Source organism: Plantactinospora sp. B24E8 (assembly GCF_039871735.1).
Taxonomy (GTDB): domain Bacteria; phylum Actinomycetota; class Actinomycetes; order Mycobacteriales; family Micromonosporaceae; genus Plantactinospora.
Map to the genome: position 1 here is coordinate 149543 of NZ_JBDPMH010000014.1, position 14099 is coordinate 163641.

The window sequence follows — 14099 nt, forward strand, 5'->3', positions numbered from 1 at the left end:
CTTATGTCCACCGACAATCTGATGGCCAGGGCCCTGGAAACGGTGGGGGACGACGGGCCGCTGTCGGTCGAGGCGATCCACCGTCTCACCAACCTGGCCGACGTCCCCGGGCCGATGACGATCGCCGAGGTCGCCGACCTGCTCGACATCACGCCTCACACGCTGCGCTACTACGAGCGGGCCGGGCTGGTCGAGGTGGCCCGCGACAGCTACGGTCATCGCGTTTACGACGCCGAAGCGGTGCGGCGCCTGGTGTTCCTCACCAGGATGCGGCTGTCCGGGATGCCGATGCGCGACCTACAGCACTACATTTCGCTCGTGGACGCCGGGCAGGGCACGGTGCCCGAGCGGCTCGACATGCTGCTCGAACATCGCGACATCATCCGTCGCCGGATTCGTGAACTGACCCTCTCCCTGGCGGCGACCGAGTACAAGATCGCCACGTATGGCGGCTCGACCGGACCGGACGTTGCGGTCCTCGACACCGCCACCCAACCGTAGGGCCCGACCCGCGCGAACAGGCGCCGATCGCTACGCCGGAACCGGGGCGGCCGGCGGGACGCCCCGGTCGGTGAGCGCCTGGTTGCTCAGGACGGCTGGCGTGCGGCGTGGGTCCGGATGAGTCCCTCGACGCCGCGGAGGAAGGTTTCGCAGATCAGGTCCGGATCGAAGAGGCAGCCGGCTGCCATGGCGCCGTCGCGGAGCATGACGAAGTGCTGTGCGGCGGGTTCGGCCTCGGCCTTCTGGATGCTCGCCATCAAGGTGTTGATCGTGTCGAGGAACCACTGGCGGTGCGCGAGGACGGCCTGGTGCACGGGATGGTCGGGATCGGGATACTCGGCCACGGCGTTCAGGAAGGCGCAGCCGCGGAAGTTGGCGGAGCGGATGCCGTGGGCGATGGATTCCGCAACGGCCCGGAGGGCGTCGGGTGCCGGTACGCCGGCGGTGACGGCCGTCTCCACCTGGTCACGGATGGCCTGGTCGGCTGCCTGCAGATAGGCAACGACAAGGTCCTCCTTGCCGGGGAAGTGCCGATAGAAAGTGGCCCGGGTGACTTTCGCCTCGGCGATGATCCGGTCGACACCGACCGAGTGGATGCCCTCTCCGTAGAAGATCCTGGTCGCGGTGTCGAGAAGTCGCTGTCGCGCCTCGGACGGCCGGACCCCAGTTTCGCTACGTGCCATGACTCCATGCTAACGGACAGAACGTTCGGTCACTACGCTCCGACCATGCGTGTCCAACCGTGCCTGGTGTCGGCCGTGGCCCGGTGGTCGGCCGTGTCGCAAAGCGGTGTCGGGTCCGGCTGGACGGACCTCCGCGGCGGGCCTCAGGATAGCCGGCGGCGCGCCAGGTGGGTAGAACGTTCGGTCTTGACAAGCTGCTGCGCGCTCGCTACCTTTGACGGCGGACAGAACGTTCGTTCTACTGGGGTGGCGCCCGGTGGGGTGTCCGCTGGTCGCGGTCCCTCTCCAATGGCCACCGAAAGGATGACCATGACCACCGTTGCCGTACCCGGCATCTCGACGACGGCGTCCGCCCTGCGGCGGCTGTACCTCGTCCGTTTCGTCTTCGCCATCGTCTGGGCGGGTGTGACGTTTGCGATCGCCGGAGACCTCAACCCACTCGCCGTCACGCTCTTCGTGATCTACCCGTTGTTCGATGTGGCCGCCGCCATCGTCGACGCCCGCGCGTCGCGCGTGACCGGATCACCCACCCTGCTGTACGTGAACGTTGCGGTCAGCCTCCTCGCCGCTGTCGGTCTGGGCATCGCCGGCACCTCCGGTATCGACGCGATGCTGCGGGTCTGGGGTGCCTGGGCGATCGTGGCCGGACTGGTGCAGTTGATCGTGGCTGTCACCCGCCGTCGGATGGGTGGCCAGTGGCCGATGATCTTCAGCGGTGGTCTTTCCGTGCTCGCCGGTGGGTCGTTCCTCGCGGCGGCCTCGGCGGAGAACCCGGCGCTGACCAACGCGATCGGTTACGCCATCCCCGGTGCGATCTTCTTCCTCATCTCCGCCATCCGCCTCGGCCGTGCGGCGAAGGCGACGAACTGACATGGAGAACGTCACGTACGACGTCGTTGTCATCGGTGCGGGCCCGGTCGGGGAGAACGTCGCCGACCGCATCGTGCAGGGTGGCCTGACCGCCGCGATCGTCGAGCGGGAACTCGTCGGTGGCGAGTGCTCGTACTGGGCCTGCATGCCGACCAAGGCGTTGCTGCGTAGCCCGGCCGCGCTGCGGGCGGTGCGCCGGCTACCGGGCGCGCGCGAGGCGGTGACCGGCGACCTGGACGCGGCCGCCGTGCTGCGCCGTCGCGACTCCTTCGCCTCGAACTGGTCGGACGACGGGCAGGTGTCGTGGTTGGAGTCGGCCGGGATCGCGCTGTACCGCGGCCAGGGTCGGATCAGTTCCGACCGGGTCGTCGAGGTGACCAACGGCGGGCAGACCGTCTCGCTCACCGCCCGGCACGCGGTTGTCGTGGCGACCGGCAGCGGTGCGCTGATCCCGGACGTCACCGGGCTGCGCGAGGCGGCACCGTGGACCAGCCGGGAGGCAGCCGCGGCGAGCGAGGTTCCCGGTCGACTCGCGATCATCGGTGGCGGCGTGGTGGCCTCGGAGATGGCGACCGCGTTCGCCAGTCTCGGCTCGACGGTGACGGTGTTGGCCCGGGACGGTGTGCTGCCGCTGGCGGAGCCGTTCGCGGCCGAGCAGGTCACGCGGTCGTTGTGGGAAGCCGGGGTGACCGTACGCCTCGGCGCCGAAGCCGCCTCGGTGCGCCGGGACGGCGACGGCACGGTACGCCTCACACTCACCGACGGCGAGCAGGTCGACGCTGACGAACTCCTGGTCGCGACGGGTCGTACGCCGAACACGCAGGACATCGGCCTCGACCGGATCGGTCTGAAGCCCGGGGCCTGGCTGACGGTCGACGACACGCTGCGGGTCGTCGACGACAACGGGGCGTTGATCGGCGACGGATGGCTCTACGCCGCCGGTGACGTCAACCGGCGCACCCTTCTGACCCACCAGGGTAAGTACCAGGCGCGCGCGGTGGGTGACGTCATCGTGGCCCGGGCCGGCGGCGACAAGGTCGACGACGGTCGGTGGGGTCGGCACGTCGCCACCGCCGACGAGCGTGCCGTGCCGCAGGTCGTCTTCACCGACCCGGAGATCGCGTCGGTGGGGCTGACCGCGGCCGCCGCCGAGGCCGCCGGGCTGCGGATCCGGGTCGTGGACTACGACCTGGCCGCCGTCGCGGGAGCCGCCCTGCACGCCGACGGATACCAGGGCCACGCCCGGATGGTCGTCGACGAGGACCGGAAGGTGATCGTCGGTTTCACCCTCGTCGGCCCGGACGTCGCGGAGCTGCTGCACGCCGCGACGATCGCCATCGTCGGCGAGGTTCCGATCGACCGGCTGTGGCACGCCGTTCCCGCGTACCCCACCGTCAGCGAGGTCTGGCTACGCCTGCTCGAGGCGTACGGCCGCTGACGGCGGGCCGTGTGCGTCAACGCCCCGGAACCAGCCGTCGCGGTCGCGCAACCACCGGGTTGGACCTCACGGTCGAGAAGGGACAGCACCGCAATGAACCTCCGTTCTCCCGGCGCGCGGCCCTGGGCGGCGCCGCCGCGCTCACCCTGCTCGGTGCGTCGGCCGTCCCGACGCCGTGGCGGCGGTCCGCTCGATCCGGTCGAGCGGACCGCCGCTTTCGGCCGTCCCGGTGGCGGAATCACCCACTCCGTCGCCACGTGCGCCGGGGGGCACGTCGTCAGGGTGCGGACCGCCGTAGCCGCTAGGCTGCGGTGCAGGACCTGATCTGCGGTCGGGCGCTGGAGTTGCCGTTCATCATCGTGGTGAATCCGAAGGTGCTGTTGCCGTTGGACCGTACGGTCATGATGTTGCCGCTGCTGTCCCAGCTGAAGGTGCCGCTCCAGGTGGTCGAGACCCGTTGCGGCGGGGTGATCGCCACCACCACCGACCAGCTGCTGGCGCCGCTGACCGTCACCGAGGTGTTGTACCGGTCGCCCCAGACCGTGCCGGGCGTGATCGTCGCGGTGCAGCCGCCACCGGTCGGCGGCGGGGTGGTGGGGTTGCCGGTCGGCGGCGGGGTGGTCGGGTCGCCGCCACCGGGGTTGCCGCTGTTCAGCGCGGCGAGCACCGCGTCGTACGCGGGCTTCTTCTGGCCGCTGCCGTTGAACAGCAGCGGGCTCTCGCCGGACCGCCACGAGTCCGAGTCACGGATGCCCCACACCGTGATGCCCTTGCAGCGGGCCACCGCGAGACAGTCGTTGGTCACGTTGCGGTACGCGTCGGATGGCGCGTTGCGGATGTCCAACTCGGTGATGTGCACGTCGACACCGAGCGCGGCGAAGCTGGACAGCGTGGTGCGGTAGTTGCCCGGGTAGTTCGAGCCACCGGTGAAGTGCGACTGGAGGCCGACGCAGTCGATCGGCACACCGCGTTGCTTGAAGTCCTGGACCATCCGGTAGACGGCCTGGGTCTTCGCGTCGGTCCAGTTGTCGATGTTGTAGTCGTTGTAGCAGAGCTGGGCGTTCGGGTCCGCCGCGTCGGCGGCCCGGAACGCGACCTCGATCCAGTCGTTGCCGGTGCGCTGCAGGTTGGAGTCGCGGCGGGCGCCGCTGCCACCGTCGGCGAACGCCTCGTTCACCACGTCCCACCACGCGATCTGTCCGCGGAAGTGGGTGGCGACCTGGGTGACGTGGTTGACCATGGCCTGGCGCAGTGCGCTGCCGGACATGTTCTGCATCCAGCCGGGCTGCTGGGAGTGCCAGGCGAGGGTGTGGCCGCGTACCTGCATGCCCCGGCTGCGGGCGTACTGGACCATCTGGTCCGCGGTGCCGTACGAGAACTGGCCCTGCTGCGGTTGCAGGGCGTTGATCTTCATTTCGTTCTCGGCCGTGAGCTGGTTGAACTCGCGGTTCAGGATCGTCGTGTACGCGTTGTCGTTGAGCCGGTTCGCCGCGACCGCGGTGCCGAAGTACCGTCCTCGCTCGGCGGCGGAGGCGCCCAGCGTACTGGCGGCGCTGGCGGTGCCGGGCAACGTGACGACAGCGGTCGCGGCGAGCAGTCCGAGCGCACCGACAACGAGCGCGATCCGGGCCCGGACTGCTCGGCTCAGGCGTCTGGCGCCGTCGGTTGATTGCCTTGTCATGTGAGCCCCTTTTGGGAAGGGCCGGACGGACTCGTGGTGGTGGTTGCCGCCCGACGGGGGGTGGTGTGGCCGGTCGAGGTGCCGCCGGCAGGTTGGAGACTGTCGAAGCCCCTGACAGCGATCGACCAGAATGGATAGCAGTCTTGCATCGGCACTCGGTATGGTCAATCAGTTCCGGAAAACTTCCGAACCGTCGACTGGGTTCCAGGTCTCGAGATAACCATTTTCGACCTGCGCTTTCACCTGGAGGACGGCAGACATGGAAGCCTCGGTGGACTGTGCAGCCAGTCAGCAGCGGCTTGATATTCCGGAACCTTCTGGAGCGGAGACCTGGAATCCGATGATCACGTCCGGTGCCGGCGGCCGGCGTGGGCCGCGACGATCGTGCCGGCGACCGCCGTCGCCACCACCACCAGGGAGGCGAGGACGGAGAGGACCACCGGGTCGAGCACCAGACCGAGCGGGGCGAGCCCGACCAGTGCGAGCACCGCGACCAGGTGCGGCAGCGCGCGGGCCGCCAGGACCAACCTCTTGAAGACGAAGAACCCGGTCAGGAAGAGTGCGGGGCCACCGAGTACGCCGACGAGGAGGGCCGGGTGCACCGTACCCGTGGGGTGTTCGATGGTGAGTTCGTCGCCGACCGCGGTCAGGATGATGCCGGCCACGATCGGGATGTGCAGGTAGGTGTAGGCGGATCGACCCAGTCGACCCGGCTCCTCCGAGGCCTCTATCGCGGCCTGGGCCGCACCGGCGCTCCGGTCGAAGTAGATCCACCACAGTCCCACGGTGCCCAGGAAGTCGGCGGCGAGCGCGGTCAGCGTGCCCGGCCCCGGTCGGACCTGCTGCAGGGTCGCTCCGGTGACCAGGATGGACTCGCCCAGCGCGATGATGACGAACAGTCGGGCCCGTTCGGCGAGGTGGGCGCCGCTGATCGCCCAGTCGCCGACCCCGGACCGCCCCCACCCCGGTACCTGGAAGCCCCGGGCCGCGGCGGTCGTGTCCACCATCGCCGCCGCCGCCCACAGGGCGGTCCGGGCGGCGCCGGAGGTGACGCCGCCGGTCAGCCAGAGCGGCGCCGACACCACGCGCCAGACCAGTAGACGCTGGAAGTTGCGCCGGAGGGTCGGCTGCCCGGGCAGGGACACGGCGACAAACAGCGAGCGGCCGACCTCGAGCAGCACGTACGCCCCGGCGAACCAGATCCCCCGGGTGTCGTACGCCTCGGGGATCGCCGAGGACATCACCAGGCTGATCCCGGCCAGGATGATCAGCATCAGCCGGACGCGGTTCCGGTCCGGGTCCAGCCAGTTGGTGACCCAGGCGGTGTCGACCCAGGCCCACCAGACGGCGAGCAGCACCAGGGCGGTCTGCGCCGCGCCGAGCGGAGTCAGCCGGTCCAGCGCCAGTTCGGTCAGTTGGGTCACCGCGAGGACGTACACCACGTCGAAGAAGAGTTCGATCGAGGTCACCGGCCGGTCCTGCTCCCGCCGTAGCGGATCGGACCGGGTGCCTCGCCGGATCAACCTGGCCTCCACGGGGATCGTCGCGCCGGCCCTCGCCGGCTTCGAAGGCTCGGGCTGGCCGACGAACAGGAACGCAACGCACCATACCCGCCCCTAAGGCACGTAACTGTCGCTACCGTTCAACGGGTACGTCGGGGAACGGCACCGAACCCGCCGCCCGCCCGCCGGCTGGAGGTGCGGGCCGGTCCTGTTTGGGGACCGGGCGGGGCGGGGAAGCGAGCATCCGATCGTCGATCCGTTACGCCAGCTCTCGTGACACACCGAAACACCCGGGGCGGACGAGATGGGGACTTCCCCAGCGGAGGAGAGATGCCGATTCTTGCCAAGAAGGTCCTGACCTGGCTGTTCGTCGGGTTCCTGATCTTCTTCATCGCCTTCCGACCGGATGGCGCCGCCGACCTGGTCGAGACCATCGGCGCGGTCCTGATGGCCATCGCACAGGGCATCGGCGATTTCCTGACCCGGCTGATGGCCTGAGCCGGGCAGCCGTTCCGGCCCTCGGCAACCTCGACGGCCGGACCGCCAGTCCGCGCGGCGCGTCCGCCCCGGTCAGCTCAGCGCGGCGCGTTGGCTGCAGTCAGCCCAGCGCGGCGAGGGTCTCCGCCGCCACCTGCAGATCCTCCCGGGGCTCGACCACGAGCACCGGCACCGCCGCACCCGGAGCGGAGATGATCGAGTCGGTCTCCCGGTTGCCCTGCTCGGGCAGTCCGACCCCGAGCAGGCCCAGCCCGGCACAGACGTCGTGCCGCACCTCGGGCTGGTCCCAGCCGATCTCACCGGTGAAGACGAGGGCGTCCAGCCGATCCAGGCCGGTGGCGGCGGCGGCCAGTTCCCGGCGTACCCGATGGGCGAAGACCGCGAGCGCGAGCGCGGCGGCCGGGTCGTCCGGGGCGGCCGCGACCAGGTCGCGGGTGTCGCCGGACCGGTCGTCGGAGAGCCCGAGCAGGCCGGCCCGTCGGTTGAGCCCGTCGGTCAACTCGGTCAGACTGAGCCGGTTGTCGTCGAGCAGCCAGAGCAGCATTCCCGGATCGACGGCGCCGGAGCGCCTCGACATCGGCACCCCGTCCAGTGGGGTGAAGCCCATCGAGGTGTCGACGCTGTGGCCGTCCCGGACCGCGCAGACCGACGCGCCGCCACCCAGATGTGCCAGCAGCAGCCGCAGGTCGTCGGCCGGCCGGTCGAGCAGTTCGGCCGTCCGGCGCAGGGCGTAGGCGTAGGACAGACCGTGGAAGCCGTACCGGCGCAGCCCCCACCGGCGCCGCCAGTCGGCCGGCAGCGGATAGGTCGCCGCCACCTCCGGCAGCCGGGCGTGGAAGGCGGTGTCCGGGCAGAGCACCTGCGGTACGTCCGGCAGCTGCTCCCGGATCCGGTCGAGCAGGTGCAGCGCCGGCGGCAGGTGCAGCGGGGCCAGCGTGGCCAGCCCGTCCAGGTCGGCCCGGATCGTGTCGTCGAGGCGGGTCGGAGCCCGGACCAGATCGCCGCCGTGCACGAGCCGGTGACCGACGGCGTCGGGGCGGTCGTGCGCGGCGACGAACTCCCGGACGACCGTGTCCGCACGGGCGGAGCCGGGCGGTTCCGCCCGCTCCAGGCCGTCGACGAGGCGGCCGTCCCGGACGTAGCCCAGGCGCAGGCTGGACGAGCCGGCGTTGACGGTGAGCACGGTCCGGGGATCGGATCGTGGCCCTGCCGGGTCACTCGTCGTCGCGGCGGACATCCGGCCCCCTCGGTACGGTTCGTCGTCCGGTGTACGGCCTTACCCAGGCGGGGCGGATCCACTCCTCACCTGGCCGGCTCGGGGCCGGTCCGCCCCGGGAGCCCCCCGCGCTCCGTCGCGCCCCGGGCACCCTGCCATGGGTTACGATCTGTTACCGGCGTACGGCCGTGACCAGCGGCGGCGCGAGGAGGAGGCACCCGCGATGACCCAGCGGCACGGCGAGCCGCCGCCGACGTCGTCCGGGCCCGGGGACACGTGCACGTCCCGCGAGGTGCTCGACCGGGTGGGCGGCAAGTGGAGCATCGCCATCATCATCGAGGCCAGTCGGCGGCCGGTCCGGTTCACCGAGCTGGAGCGGGCGGTCGAGGGGATCAGCCGCCGGATGCTCGCCCTCACCCTGCGCAACCTGGAACGGGACGGGCTGCTGACCCGTACCGTCCACCCGACCGTGCCGCCCCGGGTGGTGTACGCCGCCACCGAGATCGCCCGGGAACTCTACGAGGCGCTGGTGATCCTCACCGGCTGGGCCGAACGGCACCGGGCCGCGGTCGCCGCCGCCCGGGAGGCGTACGACCGCCGGCAGGGGGAGCGCACGTGCTGACCGGACACCGGGCCGCCGCACCCGCCGGGTGAGGTCCCGGGGCGGCGGCGGTCAGCCCTGGCCGGGATCGATCCGGGCCCGTACGTCGGCGTGCTCGGCGAGCAGGTGCAGCAGGCTCGACCCGTCGATCAGTTCCAGCGGCTTGCCGGAGGCGAACTCGACCGAGTCCGGGCCGTAGCTGCTGGTCGTGACCAGGATGCCCTTGGTCGCGCCCTCGTCGAGCACGGTGCCGAACAGGTCCCGTACGGCGGAGACGTCCATCGTGCCCCGGTGCCGGCGGGCCTGGATGACCACCTTGCCGCCGAAGATCGGCCGGGGGTCGAACGCCACACAGTCGACACCGCCGTCCGGCGCGGCCCGGGTCGTCTTGGTCTCCAGACCCAGCTTGGCGAAGAGGTCGCGGATCACGCCCTCGAACTCGGTGACACTGAGCGCCAGCAGGTTGGGCCGCTGGTCCAGGTCGGCCAGGACATCCACCTCGTCGACAAAACGCTTGTCGACGACGTCGAACTCGAGCACCGGCCGGACCGGGACCAGGTCCTCGGGGCGGGACGAGACGGCCGCCCGCAGGTGCCGCAGGCAGGCCGTCGGCTCCACCTTGGCCAGGTTGATCGAGGTGAACGCCTCCCGGTCGGTGCGCAGCGTCACCAGGCAGGGGCGTACCGACTGCCCGGTGCCGGGGTGGACGGTCTCGACGATGCCGTTGAAGACGATCGTCTCCACCAGCCGGGTACGGTCCGCCTCGAAGAGTTCGTGCACCGTACGCAACGTCACCTGGGTGATCACCTCGACGTACCGCTGGTGGATCTCCTCGGCCGGCCGGGCGACGGTCAGCACCTCGTCGCGCGCCCTGACGTACCGGTACTCGCGGATCCGGGGGATGACCGCGACCGTCGGGAGCAGGTACTCCACCACGATGAGCCGGGAGTCGGGAACGTAGGCGAGCCGGTAGCGCTGCGGGAAGTCCTCCGGGTACACCGAGTTGCCCAGGACCAGACCGAAGTACTTGACCACGGCGTTCGGCTCGGCCGCGGCCAGGGCCGCGCCGAACTCGTCGATCTCGCGGTTGTGGCTGGTGACCTGCGCGTCGAGTTGCCGGCAGTGCTGCTCGTACCCGCGCCGGGCCTGGGCGAGCCGCTGCTGCCGGGTCGCCTCGGCCGCCGCGTGCTTCGCCTTCGCCTTCTCGAACGCCTGCTCCGCCTCGGCCCGCAGCCGTTGGTAGCGCGACTCGCCACCGAGCATCTTGTCCAGCGCGTTCGGGGCCGGCGGGGCGAACCGGCGCCAGTCCGGGGCCTTCGCCGGCACCCCGAGGTCGCCGGGGTCGAACGGCGGGTAGGTCGACGTCTTCTTGAGGCGTTCCAGGTCGATGTGGTCGTCGATGGCCAGCGTGGTGTGCAACAGGTTGTCGAGTTCGTCCAGTTGGGACTGGACGTTGGCGTTCGCCGCCGCAACCCGCTTCGACCGGGCCTCGGCGTAGAGCCGTTTACGCTCGCGTTCGTCGGCCTCGGCCGCGCGTTCGGCGGCCCGCCGGGCGTTCTCGGCCTCCCAGAGCATCTGCTGATGCTGCTGGTACGGCGTGGTCTGGGCGCGTTGCGCGGCGTGCACCTGCTGCGCGTGTGCCCGCTGCAGTTGCCCCATGATGCCCATGTGCGTCCCCGATCAGCGCTCGATCAGTGGTCCCCGGAAGGGACCGGTGCGACCTTGCCCCCGGCGTGATGTCCACCGCCCACCACCCGATGCCCGGCCACCGGTGTCTCCCGCACCCGTGTCCGCGCACCTGCCGCCTGTGCCGTCGTCCGGTATCCGTCCCATCCGATGCCTGCACATTCTGGTGCGACGTGACCGGTCCGTCCAGCGGGCTCCCAGGGTAGCCGGACGAAGCGACCCGACGGAGCCCACGCCCGACAGGTTTCCGCTCCGGACGGGCCTGCCCGCCGGCGGTCCGGCACGCCACGGGCGCCGGATCGCCCCCGCGCCGGGCGGACCGGAGCCGGGCCGGAACACCCTGGTCGTGGCCGGGGTCGCCGCGGTCGGCGCGATCCCGGCGGTGCTAATGTCCCGCGGGTGACCGACGCAGACGTGTACCTCGCCGCCCAGCCGCGCCTCGACACCGTCGTGACGGAGTTCCGGTCCGACGCACGCCGGCTCCGGAGCGACTACGCCGGGATGGCCTGGCTCGGTGACCAGCCGGACGCCGACACCGGCCTGCTGGGCCCGGACTACCAGCAGCGGGACGTGGACTCGCAACTCTTCCTGCCCGACACCCACTGGTACGACGTGGACGCGCTCGACGACGTCGAGGTGCAGGTCAGCGTAGGCCTGCTCCAGGTGGCCAGCACCACCCTGCGGACCCAGGGGCTGGTGGGCGCCCTCGCCGAACCGGTCGTCGAGTTCTTCGAGCACCCCGAGGGGGAGCCGGGGGTCGGCCTCTGCCTCGGACTGCGCGGTCGGATCTTCTCCAACCTGGGCGTCTCCTACCGGGTCACGGTGCTCTGTCCGCCGGAGGCGGTGCTGCGTCCGGGGGCGACCGCCGAGGCGGAGTCGGACGAGCCCGAGGAGTGAGCAGACCCGTCCCGGGACGGCAGGCGCGTGCGGGGACCGCGTTCCCCGGCTTCGGGGACGGTCGCTGACCGGCGTCCCGGGACGCCGGGGACGACCGGTGTCCCGGCGTCCGACGCGGTCACTCCCGTAGCCGCCACGCCCGGGCCGACCGACCCGCCCCGCCACTCGACACCGGCCCGGTATCCGCGCCCGCCTCGACCGGCGGTTCCGTCCCGTGGCCACCGCAGTCACCGTCACCGTGGCCACCGCAGTCACCGTCACCGTGGCTGGCGCCGTCACCGTCGCCATCGCCGCCGTCGGGCCGTCGACGGCGCAGGAACACCCAGGCGGTGACCGCCACCCCGCCAAGCAGCCCGGCGGCGGTCCCGACCACCAGCGGGCCGAATCCGCCCGGTTCGTCAGCGGTCGGCGCCGCGTCCCGGGTCTGCGGCCCGGGGGCCGCCCCGGCCGGTGCCGGGCCGGCGGGCAGCAGGGTGAGGACGGGGGCCGGCCGGCTGGCATCGGCCGCCGGCTGCTGGTCCCACCTCGTGACGACCCCGTCCGAGTACGTCTGCAGCACCGTGAACACCAGCTGCCCGACCTCCGGCAGCGGTCCGAGGGAGACGGTCAGTTCGACCGGCGCTCCCTCCTCGGCATCTTCGGCCCGGAACCAGGTGATCGCGGTGACCACCTCGCTGGTCCGGCCGTGGTGCATCCCCACGAGAGGCTGGTCCAGGGTCCGGGTGGCGACCCGGGGTGCCCAACCCGGCACCGACATCGGGGTGGTCTCCGCGATCGGCGTCGCGTCCGGCAGCCGCATCTCGACCCGGGTGGTGTGCGCGGGTGCCCGGTCCTCCGTCACCCGGAAGGTCAGCTTCACCGACTCCCCGCGTACCGCCTGGGTCGGGGTCAGGGTCACGTCCGCTGACGCGGGCCCCGCCCCGGATGCCGTACCGACGACGGCCGCCGCGACCATCCCGACCGTCCACCACACCGCTGCGCGACCCACCGAAAGCCCTCCGTCCGGCCGGCGTCGCCGGCCAACCTCGACACTCCAGATGGTTCGGCCGGGACGCGGAAAAGGTTCAACCCGGACGGTATCCGGTCCGCGTCCAGTGCCAACTCCGGCCCGCACCGTCGCCATTCCGACAGATTCTTCGGATAATTCGGGTGAGCCCGGATCCCGAAGCGGAGGCTGACAGTTATGCGGGACATGCATCGACGCGTATGGCGACTCTCCGCCGCGGCGGCCCTGCTCACCGCCCTCGTCCTGACCACCTCCTGCGACACCGGCCGGCAGACCCGTGCGGAGCCGGGGCCACCGACCCCGTCCAGCCCGCACGGCGGTCACGGTCAGCCGTTCGAGGCGCCGCCGGCCGCGCCGCTGCGCAGCGGTGAGCGGTTCGTCAACCTGTCCATGCCGGAGCCCTACCGCCCGGTGGCCCCGAACGGCGGCAGCGACGAGTACCGCTGCTTCCTCGTCGACCCGGAGCTGACCGGTCCGGCGTACCTGACCGGCAGCCAGTTCCTGCCGCAGAACGCGGAGATCGTGCACCACGCGATCTTCTTCCGGATCGAGCCCGCCGAGATCGAGTCGGTACGGCGGTTCGACGCGGAATCGCCGGGACCGGGCTGGACCTGCTTCGGCGACACCGGTGTGGGGCAGGCGGCCTGGGTCGCCCACTGGGCGCCCGGCGCCAACGAGACGCTGCTCGCGCCGGGCCTCGGCTACCCGATGCCGCCGGGCAGCCAACTCGCCATGCAGGTGCACTACAACCTGCTCGGCGCGCCGGACGGGACGACCGGGACCGACCAGTCCGGGATCCGGCTGCGGCTGGCCGACGGCGGCGCCGACGTCGACCCGCTCGCCACCGAACTGCTGCCGGCACCGGTCGAGCTGCCCTGCGCCGCCGGCGAGTCCGGGGAACTCTGCGACCGGGCGGCGGCGCTGCGCGACGTACACCGGCGATTCGGCACCGAGTCCGGCCGACGGGCCGACCAGCTCAACTCCTCCTGCAACCAGGGTCGGGCGCCGACACCGGGGAACACCCAGTACTGCGACCACCGGGTGACCCGGCCCGGACTGGTGCACGCCCTCGGCGGCCACATGCACCTGCTCGGCCGGGCCGTCAAGGTGGAACTGAACCCGGGGACGCCGGACGCCCGGACCCTGCTCGACGTGCCCGCGTACAACTTCGACGAGCAGGCGATCCGTCCGCTGGCCGAACCGGTCGCGGTGCAGCCCGGCGACGTCTACCGGGTCACCTGCACCCACGACGCCACGCTGCGCGCCCGACTGCCACAGCTGCGTGACTCGTTACCGCGGTACGTCGTCTGGGGTGAGGGCACCAGCGACGAGATGTGCCTCGGCCTGGTCATCTGGTCCGAGAAGTAAGAAGGGGCGTGCCGTCGCGGCTCGGCCCGCGGACCCGTCTCCGTCCCGATCAGACCCGGACCGGCGGCGGGCCACGCCCCACCGATCCCTAGCATGGGAGAGGCTCTCCACCCGACCGGCGGCGGAGGGCGGCGAACGGCGGATGTGACGGA

General features: G+C 71.5%; 13 protein-coding genes. 7 read left to right on the forward strand and 6 right to left on the reverse strand.

What is annotated here, in order from left to right; all coding sequences use genetic code 11:
• Positions 1–3 precede the first annotated feature (3 nt).
• The gene (locus tag ABGB21_RS21185; protein ID WP_347652575.1) at positions 4–501 is read left to right on the forward strand and encodes a MerR family transcriptional regulator; all 498 of its coding nucleotides are present in this window, start codon (positions 4–6) and stop codon (positions 499–501) included.
• An 86-nt stretch (positions 502–587) separates the two neighbouring features.
• On the opposite strand, the gene ABGB21_RS21190 is transcribed toward ABGB21_RS21185, so the two are convergent.
• The gene (locus tag ABGB21_RS21190; protein ID WP_347652574.1) at positions 588–1184 is read right to left on the reverse strand and encodes a TetR/AcrR family transcriptional regulator; all 597 of its coding nucleotides are present in this window, start codon (positions 1182–1184) and stop codon (positions 588–590) included.
• A gap of 309 nt (positions 1185–1493) precedes the next feature.
• Here ABGB21_RS21190 and ABGB21_RS21195 point away from each other — a divergent pair, with 309 nt between their 5' ends.
• Positions 1494–2054 carry a hypothetical protein gene (locus ABGB21_RS21195; RefSeq protein WP_347679178.1) on the forward strand — a complete coding sequence of 187 codons (561 nt, stop codon included), beginning with the start codon at positions 1494–1496 and terminating at the stop codon, positions 2052–2054.
• 1 nt (position 2055) lies between these two features.
• The gene (locus tag ABGB21_RS21200) at positions 2056–3492 is read left to right on the forward strand and encodes an NAD(P)/FAD-dependent oxidoreductase (RefSeq protein ID WP_347652572.1); all 1437 of its coding nucleotides are present in this window, start codon (positions 2056–2058) and stop codon (positions 3490–3492) included.
• A gap of 301 nt (positions 3493–3793) precedes the next feature.
• Here ABGB21_RS21200 and ABGB21_RS21205 read toward each other — a convergent pair whose 3' ends face one another.
• Together ABGB21_RS21205 and ABGB21_RS21210 are read right to left on the reverse strand one after the other, a co-directional pair.
• On the reverse strand, positions 3794–5173 hold the full coding sequence (locus ABGB21_RS21205) for an endo-1,4-beta-xylanase (RefSeq protein WP_347652571.1): 1380 nt from the start codon (positions 5171–5173) through the stop codon (positions 3794–3796).
• Between the two features lie 344 nt (positions 5174–5517).
• On the reverse strand, positions 5518–6696 hold the full coding sequence (locus tag ABGB21_RS21210) for a low temperature requirement protein A (protein WP_347652570.1): 1179 nt from the start codon (positions 6694–6696) through the stop codon (positions 5518–5520).
• A 309-nt stretch (positions 6697–7005) separates the two neighbouring features.
• On the opposite strand from ABGB21_RS21210, the gene ABGB21_RS21215 reads away from it, so the two are divergent.
• Positions 7006–7173 (forward strand): hypothetical protein, encoded by a 168-nt coding sequence (locus ABGB21_RS21215; RefSeq protein WP_347652569.1) that lies wholly within the window; start codon positions 7006–7008, stop codon positions 7171–7173.
• Between the two features lie 100 nt (positions 7174–7273).
• On the opposite strand, the gene ABGB21_RS21220 is transcribed toward ABGB21_RS21215, so the two are convergent.
• The gene (locus ABGB21_RS21220) at positions 7274–8410 is read right to left on the reverse strand and encodes an acetate kinase (protein ID WP_347652568.1); all 1137 of its coding nucleotides are present in this window, start codon (positions 8408–8410) and stop codon (positions 7274–7276) included.
• Positions 8411–8612: 202 nt separating this feature from the next.
• Between ABGB21_RS21220 and ABGB21_RS21225 the strand changes: the two genes are divergently transcribed.
• Positions 8613–9011, forward strand: a complete 399-nt coding sequence (locus ABGB21_RS21225) for a helix-turn-helix domain-containing protein (RefSeq protein WP_347652646.1) — start codon at positions 8613–8615, stop codon at positions 9009–9011.
• A 51-nt stretch (positions 9012–9062) separates the two neighbouring features.
• Here ABGB21_RS21225 and ABGB21_RS21230 read toward each other — a convergent pair whose 3' ends face one another.
• A complete protein-coding gene (locus ABGB21_RS21230; protein WP_347679180.1) occupies positions 9063–10658 on the reverse strand; it encodes a restriction endonuclease in 1596 nt (531 codons plus the stop codon).
• A gap of 417 nt (positions 10659–11075) precedes the next feature.
• On the opposite strand from ABGB21_RS21230, the gene ABGB21_RS21235 reads away from it, so the two are divergent.
• Positions 11076–11573, forward strand: coding sequence for a hypothetical protein (locus ABGB21_RS21235; RefSeq protein WP_347652566.1), 498 nt, complete (start codon positions 11076–11078; stop codon positions 11571–11573).
• Between the two features lie 118 nt (positions 11574–11691).
• Here ABGB21_RS21235 and ABGB21_RS21240 read toward each other — a convergent pair whose 3' ends face one another.
• Positions 11692–12561: a YcnI family protein gene (locus ABGB21_RS21240; RefSeq protein WP_347652565.1), complete on the reverse strand. Its 870-nt coding sequence runs from the start codon at positions 12559–12561 to the stop codon at positions 11692–11694.
• 204 nt (positions 12562–12765) lie between these two features.
• Between ABGB21_RS21240 and ABGB21_RS21245 the strand changes: the two genes are divergently transcribed.
• Positions 12766–13947 (forward strand): monooxygenase, encoded by a 1182-nt coding sequence (locus ABGB21_RS21245; protein WP_347652564.1) that lies wholly within the window; start codon positions 12766–12768, stop codon positions 13945–13947.
• The last annotated feature ends 152 nt before the right edge of the window (positions 13948–14099 follow it).